This is a genomic window from Pseudomonas sp. AC211 (assembly GCF_979258055.1).
On record NZ_OZ409830.1, the window covers coordinates 3,509,810 to 3,527,989 of the forward strand.

19 protein-coding genes, 1 tRNA gene and 2 pseudogenes are annotated in these 18,180 nt (G+C 59.0%); 10 read left to right on the plus strand and 12 right to left on the minus strand.

The features are described from left to right. Positions 1 to 42: 42 nt before the first annotated feature. A complete protein-coding gene (locus tag ACZZZP_RS16575; protein ID WP_463383494.1) occupies positions 43 to 960 on the plus strand; it encodes an alpha/beta fold hydrolase in 918 nt (305 codons plus the stop codon). A gap of 56 nt (positions 961 to 1,016) precedes the next feature. Here the strand turns inward: ACZZZP_RS16575 and ACZZZP_RS16580 are convergent, their stop codons facing one another. The 3 genes from ACZZZP_RS16580 to ACZZZP_RS16590 form a co-directional block, all read right to left on the minus strand. After that, positions 1,017 to 2,417 (minus strand): DNA recombination protein RmuC, encoded by a 1,401-nt coding sequence (locus ACZZZP_RS16580; RefSeq protein WP_463384735.1) that lies wholly within the window; start codon positions 2,415 to 2,417, stop codon positions 1,017 to 1,019. 201 nt (positions 2,418 to 2,618) lie between these two features. Beyond that, on the minus strand, positions 2,619 to 3,026 hold the full coding sequence (locus tag ACZZZP_RS16585) for a tetratricopeptide repeat protein (RefSeq protein ID WP_463383495.1): 408 nt from the start codon (positions 3,024 to 3,026) through the stop codon (positions 2,619 to 2,621). 200 nt (positions 3,027 to 3,226) lie between these two features. Then, the gene (locus tag ACZZZP_RS16590) at positions 3,227 to 3,598 is read right to left on the minus strand and encodes a hypothetical protein (protein ID WP_463536715.1); all 372 of its coding nucleotides are present in this window, start codon (positions 3,596 to 3,598) and stop codon (positions 3,227 to 3,229) included. 96 nt (positions 3,599 to 3,694) lie between these two features. Between ACZZZP_RS16590 and ACZZZP_RS16595 the strand changes: the two genes are divergently transcribed. The 7 genes from ACZZZP_RS16595 to ACZZZP_RS16625 all read left to right on the plus strand — a co-directional run bounded on the left by ACZZZP_RS16595 (position 3,695) and on the right by ACZZZP_RS16625 (position 8,652). After that, entirely contained in the window at positions 3,695 to 4,702 is a 1,008-nt protein-coding gene (locus ACZZZP_RS16595) for a D-cysteine desulfhydrase (RefSeq protein WP_463383496.1), read from the plus strand. 138 nt (positions 4,703 to 4,840) lie between these two features. Further along, on the plus strand, positions 4,841 to 5,641 hold the full coding sequence (gene tcyJ, locus ACZZZP_RS16600; RefSeq protein WP_463383497.1) for a cystine ABC transporter substrate-binding protein: 801 nt from the start codon (positions 4,841 to 4,843) through the stop codon (positions 5,639 to 5,641). A gap of 13 nt (positions 5,642 to 5,654) precedes the next feature. Continuing rightward, a complete protein-coding gene (tcyL, locus tag ACZZZP_RS16605; RefSeq protein ID WP_163016606.1) occupies positions 5,655 to 6,320 on the plus strand; it encodes a cystine ABC transporter permease in 666 nt (221 codons plus the stop codon). A gap of 7 nt (positions 6,321 to 6,327) precedes the next feature. Next, positions 6,328 to 7,098: an L-cystine ABC transporter ATP-binding protein TcyN gene (tcyN, locus tag ACZZZP_RS16610; protein WP_463383498.1), complete on the plus strand. Its 771-nt coding sequence runs from the start codon at positions 6,328 to 6,330 to the stop codon at positions 7,096 to 7,098. Positions 7,099 to 7,299: 201 nt separating this feature from the next. Next, the gene (locus ACZZZP_RS16615) at positions 7,300 to 7,512 is read left to right on the plus strand and encodes a cold-shock protein (protein ID WP_108095560.1); all 213 of its coding nucleotides are present in this window, start codon (positions 7,300 to 7,302) and stop codon (positions 7,510 to 7,512) included. A 562-nt stretch (positions 7,513 to 8,074) separates the two neighbouring features. Next, complete coding sequence (locus tag ACZZZP_RS16620; RefSeq protein ID WP_122452914.1) at positions 8,075 to 8,311, plus strand: hypothetical protein; 237 nt, start codon at positions 8,075 to 8,077, stop codon at positions 8,309 to 8,311. Positions 8,312 to 8,364: 53 nt separating this feature from the next. Next, a complete protein-coding gene (locus ACZZZP_RS16625) occupies positions 8,365 to 8,652 on the plus strand; it encodes a DUF3509 domain-containing protein (protein ID WP_122493896.1) in 288 nt (95 codons plus the stop codon). A gap of 75 nt (positions 8,653 to 8,727) precedes the next feature. Here ACZZZP_RS16625 and ACZZZP_RS16630 read toward each other — a convergent pair whose 3' ends face one another. Then, the gene (locus ACZZZP_RS16630) at positions 8,728 to 9,021 is read right to left on the minus strand and encodes a hypothetical protein (RefSeq protein ID WP_463536716.1); all 294 of its coding nucleotides are present in this window, start codon (positions 9,019 to 9,021) and stop codon (positions 8,728 to 8,730) included. A gap of 60 nt (positions 9,022 to 9,081) precedes the next feature. Continuing rightward, complete coding sequence (locus ACZZZP_RS16635; RefSeq protein ID WP_122493898.1) at positions 9,082 to 9,369, minus strand: hypothetical protein; 288 nt, start codon at positions 9,367 to 9,369, stop codon at positions 9,082 to 9,084. Between the two features lie 465 nt (positions 9,370 to 9,834). Between ACZZZP_RS16635 and ACZZZP_RS16640 the strand changes: the two are divergent. After that, positions 9,835 to 11,110 (plus strand): annotated as a pseudogene (locus ACZZZP_RS16640) (flavin-containing monooxygenase). A gap of 63 nt (positions 11,111 to 11,173) precedes the next feature. Here ACZZZP_RS16640 and nadE read toward each other — a convergent pair. The 3 genes from nadE to ACZZZP_RS16655 are packed head-to-tail and all read right to left on the minus strand — an operon-like array spanning position 11,174 to position 13,890. Continuing rightward, positions 11,174 to 11,998: an ammonia-dependent NAD(+) synthetase gene (gene nadE / locus ACZZZP_RS16645; protein ID WP_463383500.1), complete on the minus strand. Its 825-nt coding sequence runs from the start codon at positions 11,996 to 11,998 to the stop codon at positions 11,174 to 11,176. A 1-nt stretch (position 11,999) separates the two neighbouring features. Further along, entirely contained in the window at positions 12,000 to 13,232 is a 1,233-nt protein-coding gene (gene pncB / locus ACZZZP_RS16650; protein WP_122493901.1) for a nicotinate phosphoribosyltransferase, read from the minus strand. A 10-nt stretch (positions 13,233 to 13,242) separates the two neighbouring features. Then, the gene (locus tag ACZZZP_RS16655) at positions 13,243 to 13,890 is read right to left on the minus strand and encodes a nicotinamidase (protein WP_463383501.1); all 648 of its coding nucleotides are present in this window, start codon (positions 13,888 to 13,890) and stop codon (positions 13,243 to 13,245) included. 180 nt (positions 13,891 to 14,070) lie between these two features. On the opposite strand from ACZZZP_RS16655, the pseudogene ACZZZP_RS16660 reads away from it, so the two are divergent. Further along, positions 14,071 to 14,779, plus strand: a pseudogene (locus ACZZZP_RS16660) (NUDIX hydrolase). 97 nt (positions 14,780 to 14,876) lie between these two features. Here ACZZZP_RS16660 and ACZZZP_RS16665 read toward each other — a convergent pair. From ACZZZP_RS16665 to dapA, 4 genes are all read right to left on the minus strand, one after another. Next, a tRNA-Ser gene (locus ACZZZP_RS16665) sits at positions 14,877 to 14,966 on the minus strand. 155 nt (positions 14,967 to 15,121) lie between these two features. Next, the gene (locus ACZZZP_RS16670) at positions 15,122 to 15,991 is read right to left on the minus strand and encodes a phosphoribosylaminoimidazolesuccinocarboxamide synthase (protein WP_463383503.1); all 870 of its coding nucleotides are present in this window, start codon (positions 15,989 to 15,991) and stop codon (positions 15,122 to 15,124) included. Positions 15,992 to 16,116: 125 nt separating this feature from the next. After that, the gene (gene bamC, locus ACZZZP_RS16675) at positions 16,117 to 17,235 is read right to left on the minus strand and encodes an outer membrane protein assembly factor BamC (RefSeq protein ID WP_122493905.1); all 1,119 of its coding nucleotides are present in this window, start codon (positions 17,233 to 17,235) and stop codon (positions 16,117 to 16,119) included. A gap of 18 nt (positions 17,236 to 17,253) precedes the next feature. Then, positions 17,254 to 18,132 carry a 4-hydroxy-tetrahydrodipicolinate synthase gene (dapA, locus tag ACZZZP_RS16680; protein ID WP_122452790.1) on the minus strand — a complete coding sequence of 293 codons (879 nt, stop codon included), beginning with the start codon at positions 18,130 to 18,132 and terminating at the stop codon, positions 17,254 to 17,256. Between the last annotated feature and the right edge of the window lie 48 nt (positions 18,133 to 18,180).

Below are 18,180 nucleotides of genomic sequence, written 5' to 3' on the forward strand. Positions count from 1 at the left end.
CGCCCTTCAATACTGACAACCTGCCCGAATTGGAGTGTTGCCATGACTGTTGCCGTTCACATCGCCAGCCCCGCCGCCGTAACCGATCAGGTGATGGTCGACAGCGGCGGCGTGCGCCTGGCTACGTACCGCTGGGGCAACCCAGACGGGCCCACAGTGCTGCTGGTGCACGGCTACCCCGATAACCACGACATCTGGCTGCCGCTGATTAACCACTTAGCGGCAGACTTCAACGTCATCGCCTATGACGTCCGTGGCGCCGGCGCATCGGATAAACCCCGGCACCGTCGCGACTACCGTTTGCCGCTTTTGGCCGATGACTTAGAGGCCGTGATTCTGGCCCACAGTCCCGATAAACCGGTGCATCTGGTCGCCCACGACTGGGGCTCGATTCAAAGCTGGGAAGGCGTGACCGAACCGCGTCTTCAGCGCCGGATCGCCTCTTACACCAGCATTTCCGGTCCATGCCTGGACCACATCGGCTATTGGATGGGCCAGCGCGGCAAGGCGCGCAGCCTGAGCGGGCTGAAGCAGATGCTGAGCCAGCTGCTCAGCTCGTGGTACATCGGTTTTTTCCATATTCCCTGGCTGCCCGAACTGGCCTGGCGTCACGGCATGGCGACGCTGTGGCCGCGCATTTTGCGCACCATGGAAGGCATCCGGCCGGTGCGCATTAACCCGACCCAGCGCGAAGACGGCCAATACGGCGTGAAGCTGTACCGGGCGAATTTCATCCGCAGTTTGTTTATGCCGCGCCAACGGTTTACTCAGGTGCCTGTGCAGGTGGTGGTGCTCACTCGCGACCGGTTTGTGCGACCGCACCTGTTCGATAACTTGCAGCACTGGGCGCCGAATCTGCTGCGGCGGGAAGTGGCGGCCGGGCATTGGCAACTGCTCGCCGAGCCCACTCAGTTGGCCGATTGGATCCGCGAATTTGTCGCGCAGCAGGACCGAGATTGACGTTGTAGCCAGCTTGCGGGCGAACCCTGCAAACGGCTTCGCCAGCAAGCTGGCTCCTACGGGTTGGGGGCGTCGGCGGAGTTGGAGACGTCGGCGGGTTCGTCCGCGTCGTCGAACTGGGGCAATCCAGCGGCACGCTCGAGCAAATCACTCGGCAAACTTTTGCTCGCCCGCGCGCCCAGCAGTTTCAGATTTTCCACGCGGCTGATGATATTGCCGCGGCCGTCGGCGAGCTTGTTGCGCGCGGCGGCGTAGGCTTTGTCGAGCTGGCTCAAGCGGCTGCCTACTTCATCCAGATCCACGATAAAGGCCACGAACTTGTCGTACAGCGCGCCGGCACGCTCAGCAATTTCGCGCGCGTTCTGGCTTTGCCGTTCCTGGCGCCAGAGGCTGTCGATTACACGCAACGTCGCCAGCAATGTCGTGGGGCTGACGATAACGATGTTCTGCTCGAACGCTTCCTGAAACAGCCCCGGATCGGCCTGCAAAGCGGCGGCGAAAGCGGCTTCAATCGGTACGAAAAGCAGCACGAAATCCAGACTGTGCAGCCCTTCCAGACGCTGATAATCCTTCAGCGACAACCCTTTCAAATGCCCCCGCAGCGACAGCACATGCTGCTTCAGAGCGCGCTGACGCGCCGCGTCGTTTTCAGCCACCACATAGTGTTGGTAGGCGGTGAGGCTGACCTTGGCGTCCACCACCACCTGCCGCTCGCCCGGCAACTGAATCAGCACATCCGGCTGAAAGCGTGCGCCGTCTTGCCCCTTGAGGCTGACCTGCGTCTGGTACTCGCGGCCCTTCTCCAGGCCGGCATGTTCCAGCACCCGTTCCAGCACCAACTCGCCCCAATTGCCTTGGGTTTTCTGGCCTTGCAGCGCGCGTGTCAGGTTGGTGGCTTCGTCTCCGAGGCGCTGGTTAAGCAGCTGCAAGCGCTCCAACTCCTTGCTCAGGGAGAACCGCTCGCGGGCTTCTTGTTGGTAGCTCTCTTCCACGCGCTTTTCGAAGGACTGGATGCGCTCTTTCAGCGGGTCGAGCAACTGGCCCAGGCGCTGCTGGCTGGTTTCGGCGAAGCGCTGCTCGCGCTCGTCGAAGATCTTTCCGGCCAACTCGGCGAACTGCGCGCGCAACTCATCGCGCGACCCTTGCAGGTCGTTAAGCCGCTGCTGATGGCTGTCATGTTGTTCGCGAAGTTCGGCGCTGAGGCTGGCGCGTTCGGCCGACAGCTGACGCAGCTCCGCCTCTTTCAGCTCGCGCTCGCTTCGCCATTCTTGCGCGGCTTCGCGGGCACGGCTGCGTTCGCTTTGCAGCAAATCGGTTTCACGGCGCAGTGCCGCCAGCTCGGCCTGTTGCTCGGCTTTGGTTTCAATGAGATCGGCGATGTCGTTGCGGTAGCCATCGAGCTGCGCGGCCAAACCATCCTGGGCCAGTTGCGCCGTGCTCAGGCGCTCGTCCAGCAGCGCCACGTGCGATTGCGCTTGCGCGAGGCGCCGCTGCTGTTGCCAGAGCAGCGCCAACAACGGCACGGCGGCGGCGGCCAAACCAATTAACAGAGTGGGCACATCGATAGGCATGAAAGGCTCCGCGCGAGAATGGCGGGCAGTATAACCAGGGTTCCAGACGGCGGATCAGGGCGCGCGAGCAAGAGGCGACGCGCTTTATTAAGCGCTCGGCAGGGCCTGCAAACGCGTGACCGCTTCCTCGCAGCCTTGCGCAGCGGCCATATCCAACCAGTGCCGGGCTTCGGCCAAATCGAAATGACGCGGCAAGCTATACAAGCGGCCCAGTTCCAGCTGAGCGCGCGCGTCATGAGCGCGGCCCGCTTGGCGCAACAACTCAAAGCCAATGCGGCGGTCGCGGGCATTGCCGCAATCACGGCACAGCAACTCACCCAACCGCGTTTGTGCAACCACAACGCCTTGGCGCGCCGGTTGTTTAAGCAGCCGGCCGGCAAACTGTTTGGTGCTGACACGGCGCCCCAAGCGGGGGCTGTCCAATAGCCATAAAGCAACCCGCAGCGGGAAACGCGGTGCGGTCTGGGGAACGGCAGATGTGGAATTGCGCGGCATAAAGATCGGCAACGGCGACGGAGGGCGGCCACTCTACTCCGATTTTTATGTCAGTAAAGTCTTGCAAAAAACCGGCACCCGCGATCTAGAGCAAGCGCTTGGGACAATCCACAGAACCTGTGGATAACTCAGTGGGTAACTTGGGAGCAAGCCTCGCCAAGGCCGATGATGCGGGGCTCGAAGTCGAATTGATGATTTTTTCACCAACTAAAAAAACCTATATTTTTCATTGACTTAATGAGCGCGGGAAAAAACTTGAACGCCCTTATAGGATTTTGCGCGTCCTGGAAAGTGCCGCTTCGCAATTGTGCACAAGTTTTGACGCTCGCTTGCTTGGCGCCCTTTTTCAGGGCGCCGAAGTGCCAAAAATAGCTAAAACGCCAGGTAGTTTTCCTACAGCATTCGCTGGAACCCACGGAACTACTGCGCCCGCGCTTGGTCGCCGGCGAAAGGGCTGACATACAAGCATCATGAAAATTTGCTAGCCGCTTCCACGGCAACGCCAGCAAAGCGGTTTTCAAGGTGGCATTGCGCCAGACAAAGGCTGCGCTAAAGCTGTGCGCACGGCGCAAAAGGCCAGCATGACGACGGCGAGAATCCGGGTTGTGGCTGATCGGATCGCTGCCTATAGTCCTCTGCTTCCCGCTCCCGATTGCTGACCGGACACCATGATTAGCCACCGCCTCGAAACCGTTGCCCGCCTACCGTTATTCACCGCCCCCACCCCGCTTGAACACCTGCCGCGCCTCTCGGCCACATTGGGTCGCGAGGTGTATATCAAGCGCGACGACACCACGCATTTCGCCCTGGGCGGCAATAAAGTGCGCAAGCTCGAATACTTGCTGGCCGATGCCCTGCACAAGGGCGCCGATACGCTGGTAACGGCCGGGGCGATTCAATCGAATCACGTTCGCCAGACGTCTGCCGTCGCCGCGCGGCTGGGACTGGGGTGCGTGGCGCTGCTGGAAAATCCGATCGGCACGTCAGACGCTAATTACCTGAACAACGGCAATCGCCTGCTGCTGGATTTGTTCGGCGCGCACATCGAGCCCGTCGCTACGCTCGACAACGCTGACGAGCTGCTGCAACAGAGCGCTGAACGCCTGCGCCAGCAAGGCAAGCGGCCGTATGTGGTGCCGATTGGTGGCTCCAACGCGCTGGGCGCCTTGGGCTATGTGCGCGCGGGTCTGGAATTGGCCGAGCAAATCGAAGCCAGCGGCGTCACCTTCTCCGCCGTGGTGCTGGCCTCCGGTAGCGCCGGCACGCACAGTGGACTGGCGTTGGCCCTGGCGGAGCGTTTGCCTGCCTTGCCGGTGATTGGCGTAACGGTGTCGCGCCCCGTTGCCACCCAATTTCCCAAGGTGCAAAGCTTGGCAGAACGCACCGCGGAGCTGCTCGGTATCAGCCTGCCAGCGGCGTTCAAGGTAAACCTGTGGGACGAGTATTTCGGGCCCCGCTATGGCGAGGCCAATGCCGGTACGCTGGCCGCGATCAAGCTGCTAGCCAGTCAGGAAGGCGTGTTGCTCGACCCGGTTTACACCGGCAAGGCGTTTGCCGGTCTGCTGGATGGCATTTCCACGCAACGTTTTGACGGTGACGGCCCTCTACTGTTTCTGCACACGGGCGGCGCACCCGCGCTATTCGCGTATCAGCCTGCCGGAGCAACGCAAGGCTAAGCACAACCGAAAATCAGGGCCGCGTCGCTTATTCTCCAAAGTGCGGAAGGTCTACTTTTTTATTATTTAATTGCATAGTATTTTTCGCTCTATAGTTATCCCCACTTCACGCCACTCACCGGTAACAGGGACTCTGCTATGACCATTTCCGCATTGCGCCGCACCTTCATTCTCGGCGGCTTGAGCTTGATGCTCGGGGCCAGCTTTATCGGCACTAGCCAAGCTGCCGACGACCTGCTTCAAACCATCCAGAAAAAAGGCACCATTCAGATTGGTTTGGAAGGCACCTACCCGCCGTTCAACTTTCAGGACGAGAGCGGCAAGCTGACCGGCTTTGAAGTGGAATTCGCCGAAGCAGTGGCCAAGGAGCTGGGCGTGAAAGCCGAGTTCCAGCCCACCAAGTGGGACGGCATTCTCGCGGCGCTGGAATCCAAGCGTCTGGACATCGTGGTCAACCAGGTGACCATCTCGGAAGAGCGCAAGAAGAAGTACGACTTTTCCAGCCCGTACACCGTCTCCGGCATTCAGGTGCTGACGCGCAAAGGTCAGGAAGGCAACTTCTCCAAGCCGACCGATCTGAACGGCAAAAAAGTCGGCGTGGTGCTGGGCACCAATTACGAGCAATGGCTGAAAGAGAACGTGCCGCAAGCTGACATCCGCACCTATGACGACGACGCCAGCCGTAACCAAGACGTGCGCGTAGGCCGTTTGGACGCGATTCTCGGCGACCGCCTGGCCGCGTTTGAACTGATCGAAAAAACCGGTGACACCCTGGCCGTTGCCGGCAAGCCGTTCGCCCCGCAGGAAGCCGGCATCGCCCTGCGTAAAGGCAACCCGCAACTGCTCGCCGCAATCGACAAAGCCATCGCTAAACTGCGTGCCGACGGCACCTTGCAGAAGCTTTCAGTGAAATGGTTCAAGGCCGACGTAACCCAATGATCGACGCCCAATAATGGAACAAAGCCTACAACTGGCGCTGAACTCGGCGCCCTTTCTGCTCAAGGGCGCGATGTACACCATCGTGCTGAGCCTGGGCGGCATGTTTTTCGGCCTGCTGCTGGGCTTCGGCCTGGCGCTGATGCGCTTGTCGGCATTGCGGCTGCTGAGTTGGACGTCGCGCATCTACGTGTCGTTCTTTCGCGGCACGCCGCTGTTGGTGCAGCTGTTCATGATCTATTACGGCCTGCCGCAGCTGGGTATCCAATTGGATCCACTGCCGGCAGCGCTCGTGGGTTTCTCGCTGAATATGGCTGCGTACGTGTGCGAAATTTTGCGTGCGGCCATCAGCTCTATCGACAAAGGTCAATGGGAAGCTGCCGCGAGTATCGGCATGACCCGCGCACAAACCTTGCGTCGCGCCATTCTTCCTCAGGCCGCGCGTACGGCTCTCCCGCCGTTGGGTAACAGTTTCATTTCGCTGGTGAAAGACACGGCGTTGGCCGCAACCATCCAAGTGCCGGAGCTGTTCCGTCAGGCGCAATTGATTACCGCGCGAACCTTCGAAATCTTCACGATGTACTTGGCCGCCGCGTTGATTTATTGGCTGCTGGCCACCGCCCTGGCGACGCTGCAAAACCATCTGGAAGCGCGGGTCAACCGCCACAACCATGAGCCATGACAGACCGATGATTGAAGTCCGTGCGCTGACAAAAATGTTCAACGGCCAGACGGTGCTCAAAGGCATTGATCTGGATGTGGCCACGGGCGAAGTGGTGGCCATTATCGGCCCCAGCGGCTCGGGTAAAACCACGCTGCTGCGCTGCCTCAATCTGCTCGAAGAACCGGACAGCGGCAGCATTCGTGTTGGCGATATGTTTATCGATGCGAGCAAGCCGTTGGCCAAACAAAAGGAGCTGATTCGCAGCCTGCGTCAGCGCGTTGGTTTCGTGTTCCAGAATTTCAATTTGTTTCCCCATCGCACAGCGCTGGAAAACATTATCGAAGGGCCGCTGGTGGTGAAAAAAGAAGCGCGCGCCACCGCGGTTGAACGGGCCCGCGCGCTGCTGGCGAAGGTCGGTTTGGCGGGCAAGGAGGATGCGTATCCCCGGCGCTTGTCAGGCGGCCAGCAGCAACGCGTGGCCATCGCCAGGGCCCTGGCCATGCAGCCCGACGTGATTCTGTTCGACGAACCAACCTCGGCGCTCGACCCGGAATTGGTCGGCGAAGTGCTGGCAACTATTCGCGGTCTGGCCCAAGAAAATCGCACGATGATCATCGTCACCCACGAGATGAGTTTCGCTCGCGACGTAGCCAATCGCGTGGTGTTTATCGACCAGGGCGTGATCGTCGAACAGGGCGAAGCCAAGGCGTTATTTGCCAACCCGCGCGAGGTGCGGACGCAGCAATTTTTAAGCAAATTTTCTGAAAGCAACGACGTTGCCGACTACGTCATTTAGCCAGTAAATACAGGGTGATTTTCGGCGATGCGAAGGGCTCGCACTCGACGAATAAACCTTGTATGGTGTCGCCACTGTGCTGCTTGTGTCACCGTGAATCGCAATGGAAGCTAGCTCTTGCTCCACGACTCCTTTTACTCTTTGCACTCAGTCCGAACCTGGTCTTTTGACCTCAGTTAACTTTGTTCAAGGAGCTACACCATGTCCAATCGCCAAGCGGGTACCGTTAAGTGGTTCAACGATGAAAAAGGCTACGGCTTCATCACTCCACAATCGGGCGGCGACGATCTTTTCGTACACTTCAAAGCTATCCAAAGCGATGGCTTCAAAAGCCTGAAAGAAGGCCAGTCGGTTACTTTCGTAGCGGCTAAAGGCCAGAAAGGCATGCAAGCTGAAGAAGTTCAGGTTGCCTAATTCAGCCCAGCGCTGAAGGTAAAAAGCCCCGCTTCGGTGGGGCTTTTTTATGGGCCATTGTTTGTGCTTGACCTGCGACCGCATACGCCGATAACGCAACCGCTGGTCAGACTAGCTGGTCACACCGGCGTTTTTACCGTAGGGTGCCGGCCGGTTAGTACCACGTTTGAAAGTCAATTTACGCCCTCCTCTCCAGCTTTCTCGCTCTGCCGAGCCCAGCTGATGCGAAGTGCCTGATGCCAAGTGACCGCTTTTTTTCGGCACACCTGGCTGGCCTCCAGATAAAGCTTCACCGCCCTCTCCAAAGATCGCCGTGCTGCCTCCAACTCTGCAACGCCAATCTGTCGATTGATCAGGACTACCACTGGAAACGCACTGAAAGCGTTCCGTGGCACCTGCCCTCCGAAGTACCTACCTGCACGATGAGCCCCGCATATTGGCGGAACTTTTAGCGTGCGGTCCTGCTCCGATCAGAGTCATTTGAGCTCGCCCGTTTGGCGGCCAATATCGGAGTTATTTTATTAGCGGCAAGACGCCGCACGTGTAGGAACATCTAATAATGATGAATACCCAACCCCAAGTTCAGGATGCAATCAGCACCCTTCGTAACGCCTTCGCCCCTCTGGCCTGCCACATCCAGGCCGTGCGCAATGGCTGCTTCAGCTTCACCATCGTCAACGAACGCGGCGTGGCCCGTCACTGCGAACGCCTGTACCCAGAGCAGTATGAAAACGGCTCGTTGCAGCACGTGATCGACCGCACGCGTCAATCGCTGGCAACCAAAGGCCTGGCGGCCTGAACCTCCGCAAAACGGGACGGTCTGAGCTAACTCACCCGCGACGGAGCGCTTATATGCGTCATGTTAATTTCGACCTGCTCGAGAAAGCCTTCCACCCGCTGCGCCCTTCACTCGGCCAGCTCCGCCCCGATGGCAGCGTGGTGTTGACCCTCGCCGACAGCAACGATGAAATGGCCTATAGCCGCGTTATCAGTTCGGATGAAGTGGTCAGCGCCGAGGTGTTTGGCCAGGTGGTTGAAGGCGTACGCCGCGAGCTGTGCGTACGTGCCGGCTCACTCTCGTCAGAGATGCGCAAGCAACTGGTGGATAACGCCGGGGTCATGAGTTACATACCGGCCTGATTGCCGACAGCGCCATAAAAAAAACCGGAGCCTGTTTTCACAGACTCCGGTTTTTTTATGGCTACGAAATACGCGTCAGTGGCAGGTCACCACCAGGCTGCGGTACGCATAGTCGCCTGGCTCCATGCCCAGCACACGGTCATCCGGGGCCGCATCGGCGCGCCCCTTTTTGCCGACCACGTCATAGCCGCTCGGGCAGCTCTGCGTGGCTTTCTCATAGCAGTGTTGCCATTTGAGCGCCTGCCCCGAGCAGTCGATGCTCAGCGCCTGATCGCCATCCTTGGTAATCGTTGGGTTGACCGTTGCGCAGCCATTCAGCGCCAGCAATAACGCAGCGCCACCCAGTAATCCCCAGCCCAACTTAGCCATAGTCCTTCCCATGTGAGCGCTCGGTGAGCTTTTGCAACACCGCAGCCTTTCAATTGACCGCTAACGGCAGAGAACGATCATGTTTCGGCTGGAGAAGCCGTCCGGGTTCAGGCCAAACGGATAATTTTCATCGTAGTCCCCTTCCCCCACACCCGACTTCGCCAGCACTTTGTACCCGGCACTGCCGCAACTTTTCGCGGCCTCAGCCAGACAGTTTTCCCAAGAGGACGTCAGCCCGGAACAGCTGATGTGCAGTCCTGCTTTCTTGCCGTACTTCTTATGCACCGTAGGGCTCGACGAACAGCCGGCGATCGCCAGTACGGTTAGCAGTATTAATAGACGCTTCATTCGGTGTCCTTATGCGGCGCCTGTTTCAGTTTCTGGATGCAACAACGGTTCTACTCATGGCTGCGCCTCTGTGGGGCATGCCTTAACCTGTTAATTGCCATCCTTAGCACCGCACTCATTCCTTAAAACGCCCATTGCTGAGCCCTTCTTGCAAGGAATGAGAGACAAAATCCACGCGCAGTATCTGCTAAAGCCCCAGGGCGGCACAACGCATTGCGCAGCCCATTAAAGCCACTTCGTACGCTGCGCCGCAGCGTGGACGTCACTTCCCATAGCCCCGCTTGCACGACACGCCGTGCGGCCTCCGCAGAGGCATCTTTTTCCTAGCTAGCGACTACATAAATCATATTTTCGCTATTTCCTTCCTCTGAACAGAATGCGCCCTATCTCCTCGGTAATGGCGGCGCCAACCATTTCGCTCGTCACGACCGGGAAAGGCCAAACGCCATTCAGAAGGACTGAGATGTGACAGCCGAAAAAATCTCCATCGACACACTTGTGATTGGCGCAGGCCAAGCCGGCATCGCCATGAGCGAGCACCTGAACAACCTCGGCGTACCGCATCTGGTCCTGGAGCGAAGCCGTATTGCTGAAGCGTGGCGCTCGGGCCGCTGGGATTCTTTGGTGGCCAACGGTCCGGTGTGGCACGACCGTTTTCCCGGCTTGGAATTCGACGACCTGGAGCCCGACGCGTTCGCCTCAAAAGAGCGCGTCGCCGACTATTTCGTGACCTATGCGGAAAAATTCAACGCGCCGATCCGCACCGGCGTCGAGGTGAAAAAAGTCACCCGCAACGCGGAACGCGCAGGATTTACCATTGAGACCTCAGAAGGCACCTACGAAGCCAACCGAATCGTGGCGGCAACCGGTCCGTTTCAGCGCCCGGTGATTCCACCGATTGCACCCACCGCCACCGACATTCACCAGATCCACTCAGCCGACTACCGCAACCCGGCACAATTGCCCGAGGGCGCAGTGCTGGTCGTTGGCGCGGGCTCTTCCGGTGTGCAAATTGCCGACGAATTGCAGCGTGCGGGCAAGCAGGTGTACTTGTCGGTAGGCGCCCACGATCGCCCGCCGCGCGCGTACCGCAACCGTGATTTCTGTTGGTGGCTCGGGGTGTTGGGCGAATGGGATGCGCCCGCCAGCAAGCCCGGCAAAGAGCATGTGACCATTGCCGTCAGCGGTGCTCGCGGTGGCCATACCGTGGACTTTCGTGCCCTGGCGAAACTGGGCATCACACTGGTGGGACTGACCGACTCGTTCGAGCATGGCGTAGTGAAATTCAAGGGCGATCTCGCTCAGAACCTGGCCAATGGGGATCAGAATTATCTGTCGCTGCTGGACGCGGCCGATGCCTATATCGCTCGCAACGGGCTCGATCTTCCCGAAGAACCGGAAGCCCGTTTCTTCTTGCCGGAACCAGAGTGCGTAAAAACCCCTCTTGCAGCTGGATTTAGCCGAGGCCGGTGTCACTTCGATTATCTGGGCCACCGGCTATGCGGTGGATTACAGCTGGCTGCAGGTGAATGCCTTCGACGCCAATGGCAAGCCGCAGCATCAACGCGGCGTGTCCAGCGAGCCTGGGGTTTACTTCCTGGGCCTGCCCTGGCTGCTACGCCGAGGCTCGACGTTTATCTGGGGGGTGTGGCACGACGCGAAAATTATCGCCGACCATATCGCCACGCAGCGCAAATACCTCGCCTATCGCGACGCGGCGCAACGGAAAACGCAGGGATAAAAACGATATCGAGCACGCTGTAACAGCGCGCTCGATATGACACAGGCCGGAATAGACGCTGTGTTACGGCGCCAGAGGCAGTGCGCGCTTGTGCGCTGTTTTGGCGAACGCGCGCTCGATGATCTCCACCGCCGCGGCAGGCACTTCATTGCCTAGCAGATAGTTGTCGATGTCTTCGTAGGTGCAGCCGTACGAATCTTCGTCCAACTTGCCTGGCACTAACTCTTCCAGATCCGCAGTAGGCGCCTTGAACACCAGCTCATGGGGCGCGCCCAATGCAGCGCTCACCATCCGCACCTGGCTTTTGCACAAGCCGCTTAACGGCGCCAAATCGCAGGCACCGTCACCGAATTTGGTGAAGAAGCCCATCAACGCCTCGGCCGCGTGGTCGGTGCCCACCACCAAACCGTTGGTGAAGTTGGCGATAGCGTACTGAGCCACCATCCGCGTGCGCGCTTTCACGTTGCCCTTGGTGAAGTCGATCAGCCCCTCGCTCGGCTGCAGCCCTTCGATGGCGATGTTGGACATCAGGCCTTCGACACTGTCGGCAATGTTAACGGTGGTGATCTGGTCCGGCTTGATAAAGTCCAGCGAGGCCTGGGCATGATGCTCGTCAGCCTGGGTTTTATAGGGCAGGCGCACGGCAATGAACTGAGCCTCATAACCTTCGTCGCGCAGTTGCTCGGCGGCGAGTTGGCAGAGGCGTCCGGCAGTCAACGAATCGACGCCACCACTGATGCCCAGCACCAGCGACTTGCAGCCGGAATTACGCACCACGCCTTTGATAAAGTCGACACGACGAGTAATTTCCGCCTGCTCGCCACCTTTAGCCAACTGGCGGTTTACCCCCAGCTCGCGCGCAATCGCATCTTGTTTTGCCGTGCCCATTTCACACTCCTACCAGTTGCTGTTTGGTGTCGCGTACGCCGAATACGTTCGAGGCGTATTGCAGGAACGAGGCGTCTTCGCAGACATTTTTCACCGGGTCGTCGGAGAACTTCACCACCGGTTCGCCGTGCACCCGCACCAGTTTCATCACAATACTCAACGGCTCTACACCGTCTACGTCACAGGCCAAGCTCGTGCCCATGCCAAAGCCGAATTTTGCCCTGCCGCGAACGTGACGCAGGATGGGCAAGCACTTTTCGAAATTCAGCCCATCGGAAAACATCAGTTCTTTGGTCATCGGGTCGATCCCCAACTGACCATAGCGGGCCAGCACTTTGTCGGCCCAAACGATTGGGTTGCCCGAGTCCTGGCGCAGCCCGTCGTAAAGCTTGGCGAAATACAGATCGAAATCCTTGAGGAAAAAATCTGTGCTGATGCAGTCGGTCAGGGCAATGCCCAAGCGCCCGCGGTATTCATGCACCCAGTTTTCCAATGCCACGTTCTGGCTTTCACGCAAGCGGCTCAGTTGCTGGTGAACCATCAGCCACTGGTGCGCCATTGTGCCAATCAACGGAAGATCGAACTCGTAGGCCAAGTGCCCGTTACTGGTGCCGACAAACACGCCGGGGAAATCGCGGCGCATGATGTCGACCACCTCACGCTGCGCTTTGAACGATAAACGCCGGCGTGTTGAAAAGTCAGACACACGAAAGTCGGCGAGTTCTTCTTTACTGACGTTTTTTTCCAGCCATTCGAACTTCTGATACAGCCGACGCGTGACATCTTCCAACTCGATATCGGCGTATTTCTCGCGGTTACGCAGCTCGCTGACCAAGGCCAACACCGGCTGCTCAAACATGATGCAGTGCAGCATCGGGCCACGGACGCGAATATTCAGTTGCCCATCCACTTCGTTGACCAGGATGTAGCGCAGGTTGAAGCGGAACAATCCTAAAAACTGCTCGAAGTCAGGCGTCAGGTATTCGCGAAAACGTCGGTTGAACAGGAAGCGCAGCTCGTCGTCGCGCATACGCAGCTGAGACAACTTCTCCAGTTCCTCGCGAATTTCCGGAATCAGGTGCCCCAGGTTTTCCTTGGAGCGCACGATGAACTGGTATTCCACATCGACGTTCGGGTGCTGGTGCAGCACCGCCTGCATCATGGTGAAGGTGTAGTAGTCGGTATCCAGAAGACTCTGAATCACCCCGCCTTCGCGGCCGTAAGCACTTTCCATGGTGATGTCCTTATTGGCCTTGCAGCAAGGCTAACTGTTCTCGGCTGTTGCTAAGGCGTATGCCCTGCGCCTGCATGTCGGCGACCGCTTGTTGGGCGCCATCTTCGCTAATCGCGCGGCAGGCGGGAAGATGGACAATCACTTCAAACCCTGCGGATGCCAACTGCAACGCAGTGGTTTTCACGCAGAAATCCAAAGCCAGCCCACCCACGATGACCCGTGAAATGTCCTGAGCCCGCAGGTATTCGATAACCCCTGTGGACAGTTTGTTGTGCAAATCGTGGTAGCAGGCGCCGTATGGGTGAAGGTCCGGCTCCACGCCCTTCCACACGAAATAGTCGTACTCGTAGGGAGTCGGCAGCTCATCAAGCAGCGTGAACCCTTCGGTGCCCGGTACGCAGTGGCTCACCCATGTCAGATCAGCGTGCTCAAGGCCGGTCGCCTGCAACATTTCGGAAGGCTGTGCCACCACCCAGGGCGCCATCGGCGTGTGGGCATCTTTGCTGCCGACACGAACGCGGGCTAGGCTCGCCATCACATTCAGCTCGGCGCCAATCAAGTCTCCGCCGGCGACGGGCAATTCATCAGGGCACAGCGGGGTGAAGCTTTTCTGCGCATCAACATCGAAGGAAGCGGTGTTCGTCACGGCACTGTTCATGGCATCTCTCCTGTACACGACTCACAAAGTACACGTCATGTACTTACAGTTCAACACCCGAGTCGTATTTATTTCTTATAAAAGCGCAATCCCCTCAACAAGCTTGAAAAGAAAGTACATGACATATACCTTTCAACGCACCAAAGCGATGCGCCACCACCCTGCCCTGCGGTAACTGAAATGCCAAACCATCGAGAAGAACGAAGCGCCTACCTCCACACCGTCGACCTCTGCGTTGTGCGCTATTGCCGCGACAGCCAGGCGCTGCAGATTCTGCTCAACAAGCGCGAAGCCGAACCGTTTGCCGGGCATTGGGCGTTGCCGGGCATCGTGGTCAATGGCGCGACAGCCGACCTGACACTGGACGATGCCGTAGACCGCCTGCGCGCCTCCAACAAGGTGGGCATGGCGCTAGCCTACATTGAGCAAGTGGGCACCGTCGGCGATGCGTTTCGCGATCCACGGTGCTGGTCGTCTTCAACCTTCTATCTGGCCATCGCCTACGAAGACGTAGCCCTCAACAGCACCCAGGCGTTTTTCCCGCTGGCTGACGCATCGGACGCTTCGCTCAAATTGCCTTTCGACCACAACGCCCTAGTGAAGGCGGCACACGAACGGCTGCTGTCGAAATCGCTCTACAGCAGCCTGCCGCTGATGTTCCTCGGCAATGAATTCAGCGCGCCGGAAGCGGTGATGATTTTTTCCCGAAGTGCTGGCCCGCCCCGTGCTGAAAACCAGCATGCGACAACGCTTGATGAAAATGACCGAAGCCGGCTATTTGCGCGAAACCGGCCGCAAGAAAAACGGCGACGGCGGACGACCACAGGCGACGCTGGAAAACATCAAGCCTTCCAGCCTGTACCTGTTTGATCGCTGCTTTCTGGAATGAGTTTTTGACAGGGGCGCGCTCACTGCCGACGACCAAACCTCGGAAACGCAAAAGCCCCCGAAACCGTGAAGATTTCGGGGGCTTTCGTTTTAAATGATGGCGGGGAAATAGGGATTCGAACCCTAGGTACCATCGCTGATACAACGGATTTCGAATCCGTCCCGTTCGGCCACTCCGGCATCTCCCCAGCGGCGCGCATGATAACAGCTCAATTGCGATTGGTGAAACCCAAAAATGGAAATTTTTCGCCTGCTTTCAGGCGGTTGCGCTAATTACTGCCCCGCCCTCGACTAAACGCAAAAGAGAGGCCGAAGCCTCTCTTTTGCGTTGCAGAGCTGAGCGTTACGCCGTGAGTTTGGTCAGCGCTTCGCGGTATTTGTCGGCGGTCTTCTGCGCGACGTCAGCGGGCACTGCCGGCGCCGGCGGCTCTTTGTTCCAACCGGTGGATTCCAGCCAGTCACGCACGAATTGCTTGTCGAAGCTCGGCGGGTTCTTGCCTTCCACGTAGCTTTCCACGGGCCAGAAACGGCTGGAGTCAGGCGTCAGCGCTTCGTCCATCAAGGTCAGCGTGCCGTTTTCATCAAGGCCGAACTCAAACTTGGTGTCGGCGATGATGATCCCGCGCGTGGCGGCGTATTCCACCGCCGCGCTGTACAAGGCGATGGCGGTGTCGCGAACCTTGGCGGCCAGCTCCTTGCCGATCACCGCCTCGCACTGCTCAAACGAGATATTTTCGTCATGGTCGCCCACCGCCGCTTTGGTCGACGGCGTGAAGATCGGCTGAGCCAGCTTCGACGCTTCCTTCAACCCGGCCGGCAGTTGAATGCCACAGACGGTGCCGCTTTTTTGGTATTCCTTCCAGCCGGAACCCACAATGTAGCCACGCACGATCGCCTCCACGGCGACTGGTTTCAGCCGCTTGGCCACCACGGCGCGCCCTTCCACCAACGGCAGCTCGGCCGCTGGCACAACGTCTTCAACGCGGTCGCCGGTGAAGTGGTTGGGGACGATGCCGGCGAGTTTGTCGAACCAGAAGTTGGAAATGGCGGTGAGAATCTTGCCTTTGTCCGGAATCGGCTCGGCAAGAATGACGTCGAAGGCGGAGAGACGGTCGGTGGCAACCATCAGCATGCGCGCGTCGTCGATTTCGTACAGATCACGAACCTTGCCGGAATAGATTTTCTTCAAGCTCAAGGTGGAGGGAGTGGTCATGGAAAATTTCCGCCTTTATTAAACGAAACAGGCGAAACCACCAGGGTTTCGCCTATCGATCAAGCGAGCTGCAGGGGCCTTGCGGCCCCGCCCCTGCCGCCCCATCAAGGGCGGCTGGAACATCATCAGCCCAGGTTTTCCTGGATCAAGGCCAGAACGCGGCGGGCCACTTCGGCCGGTGCCACGGTATTGAGGTCTTTTTCCACGGTGACTTGCACGTTGTCGGCGGCTTTGGTCAGGCGCACTTGATAACGCTCGGCACGGGCGTCGACCTCTTCTTTGGTCGGCTCGCTGCTCCACAGACGGCTGAAGAAACCGCGCTCTTTGTCTTTGCTCTCTGCGCCTTCAGCCAGGTTGATGTAGTACACACCCAAGCTGCGGTTGAGGTCGTCGACGCGCACGTTGGCGGTTTCCAACGAACGGCCCACGCTGGACCAAGCGCGGTCGAAGTCGGCACCCAGGTTCAGCACCGGATTGTTGTTGCCGTCTTCGGTCAGGCTGACGCGGCTCGGCGCGTCGAAGTCGCGTGCGGCGAGCAAAGAAACCGAACCGCCCTGCTCAGCGCTACGCGCCATGCTGGCGAGCATTTCGTCGAGCAGCGCAGCGTCGAGGCTGGCGTTGGTCGATTTGTCCGGGAAGGCGACGTCGGCGGTGCTGTCGGCTGGACGCGCGGCACTTACGACATAAATTTCGCTGGTGTTGCGTTGAACGCCTGGCTCGATACGGACGCGAACGCGGGTTTCGCTTTTCGGATCAACATCGGCGACACGGCCGCTAAGGCGACGCGCCATCGGAGCGGACAGTTCTTCGAAACGCTGCCAGTCGGTGCTGAATTCGCCTGTTTGCGGACGGTCTTCGCTAATCCGAAAGCCGTTGTCTTCAAAGAACTGATGAGCCACTGGCCAGACTTCTGCCGGCGGACGCTGCGCTACCAGCCAACGGGCATCGCCGCTTTTTTGCAGGCTGAATTCGCTGGAGTCGGCCTGGGCAGTCAGCGGTTGCGGACGCGGAACGTCGTATTCGCCCTGCACGGTGGAGTCCGCCACGTTACGCGGCACCGGCAGCAACGGGTCGAGCGGTTTGACGTCAAGGCCGGACGGCACTTGCATCGCCGGGCTTTGATGTTGGGTCAGGTAATCACTGCCACGATCACGGAAATAACCGTCGTCACCCCACAGCCACCCGCAACCGCTGGTGCTGGAAATGATCACGGCAAGGGCAGAAAGTCCGGCCAGTCGCTTCATGCGTAGTGCTTCCTTCAATTAAACCAATACGCCGGACTGGCGCAGGGCCTGACGCAGCGGTTCATGACAACGCGGACTAAGCCAGGTCAGCGGCAGACGAATGCCTTCGACCATCAAGCCCATTTCCTGCAGGGCCCACTTCACCGGAATCGGGTTGGATTCAATGAACAGCGTTTTGTGCAGCGGCATCAGGCGGTCGTTGATCGCCCGGGCTGTCACGGCATCGCCGGCCATCGCCGCGGCACACAGCTCGCTCATGGCGCGCGGGGCAACGTTGGCAGTCACGGAAATATTGCCTTTGCCGCCCATCAGCATCAGCTCGACGGCGGTGGCGTCATCGCCGGAATACACGAGGAAATCGCTGCTCACACGGTCCAGCACTTCCTGGCCGCGTTGCAGGTCGCCCGTGGCTTCCTTGATACCGACGATGTTGGAGATCTTCGACAGGCGCTCAACAGTTTCCGGCAGCATGTCGCACACAGTGCGGCCTGGAACGTTATAGAGAATCTGCGGAATGGCCACGGCTTCAGCGATGTGGCGGAAGTGCTGATACAAGCCTTCCTGGGTCGGCTTGTTGTAGTACGGGGTGACCAGAAGGCAGGCATCGGCGCCGGCGGTCTTGGCATTGGTGGTGAGCTCGACCGCTTCGCGGGTGGAGTTCGCGCCCGTGCCGGCGATGACCGGAATACGGCCAGCGACCTGATCGACTACGCGGCGGATCACTTCGATGTGTTCGTTGACATCCAGGGTCGCCGACTCACCGGTGGTGCCGACCGCGACAATGGCGTTGGTGCCTTCTTGCAGGTGGAAGTCCACCAGCTTGCTCAGCGCGTCCCAATCAAGACGACCCTGCGCATCCATAGGCGTGACCAGTGCCACCATACTGCCCGCAATCATGCAACCGCTCCTGCCGGAAAAAGAGAGCCGTAATGGTACTGGCGCCAC

Excerpts from the sequence above, each read along its gene's own strand:
- tcyN (WP_463383498.1), top strand. The coding sequence starts at position 6,328 with ATGATTGAAGTCCGTGCGCTGACAAAAATGTTCAACGGCCAGACGGTG.
- tcyJ (WP_463383497.1), top strand. The coding sequence starts at position 4,841 with ATGACCATTTCCGCATTGCGCCGCACCTTCATTCTCGGCGGCTTGAGC.
- tcyL (WP_163016606.1), top strand. The coding sequence starts at position 5,655 with ATGGAACAAAGCCTACAACTGGCGCTGAACTCGGCGCCCTTTCTGCTC.
- ACZZZP_RS16585 (WP_463383495.1), bottom strand. The coding sequence starts at position 3,026 with ATGCCGCGCAATTCCACATCTGCCGTTCCCCAGACCGCACCGCGTTTC.
- ACZZZP_RS16615 (WP_108095560.1), top strand. The coding sequence starts at position 7,300 with ATGTCCAATCGCCAAGCGGGTACCGTTAAGTGGTTCAACGATGAAAAA.
- ACZZZP_RS16575 (WP_463383494.1), top strand. The coding sequence starts at position 43 with ATGACTGTTGCCGTTCACATCGCCAGCCCCGCCGCCGTAACCGATCAG.
- ACZZZP_RS16655 (WP_463383501.1), bottom strand. The coding sequence starts at position 13,890 with ATGAACAGTGCCGTGACGAACACCGCTTCCTTCGATGTTGATGCGCAG.
- ACZZZP_RS16620 (WP_122452914.1), top strand. The coding sequence starts at position 8,075 with ATGAATACCCAACCCCAAGTTCAGGATGCAATCAGCACCCTTCGTAAC.
- ACZZZP_RS16670 (WP_463383503.1), bottom strand. The coding sequence starts at position 15,991 with ATGACCACTCCCTCCACCTTGAGCTTGAAGAAAATCTATTCCGGCAAG.
- ACZZZP_RS16625 (WP_122493896.1), top strand. The coding sequence starts at position 8,365 with ATGCGTCATGTTAATTTCGACCTGCTCGAGAAAGCCTTCCACCCGCTG.
- dapA (WP_122452790.1), bottom strand. The coding sequence starts at position 18,132 with ATGATTGCGGGCAGTATGGTGGCACTGGTCACGCCTATGGATGCGCAG.
- bamC (WP_122493905.1), bottom strand. The coding sequence starts at position 17,235 with ATGAAGCGACTGGCCGGACTTTCTGCCCTTGCCGTGATCATTTCCAGC.
- ACZZZP_RS16630 (WP_463536716.1), bottom strand. The coding sequence starts at position 9,021 with ATGGCTAAGTTGGGCTGGGGATTACTGGGTGGCGCTGCGTTATTGCTG.
- nadE (WP_463383500.1), bottom strand. The coding sequence starts at position 11,998 with ATGGGCACGGCAAAACAAGATGCGATTGCGCGCGAGCTGGGGGTAAAC.
- pncB (WP_122493901.1), bottom strand. The coding sequence starts at position 13,232 with ATGGAAAGTGCTTACGGCCGCGAAGGCGGGGTGATTCAGAGTCTTCTG.
- ACZZZP_RS16595 (WP_463383496.1), top strand. The coding sequence starts at position 3,695 with ATGATTAGCCACCGCCTCGAAACCGTTGCCCGCCTACCGTTATTCACC.
- ACZZZP_RS16635 (WP_122493898.1), bottom strand. The coding sequence starts at position 9,369 with ATGAAGCGTCTATTAATACTGCTAACCGTACTGGCGATCGCCGGCTGT.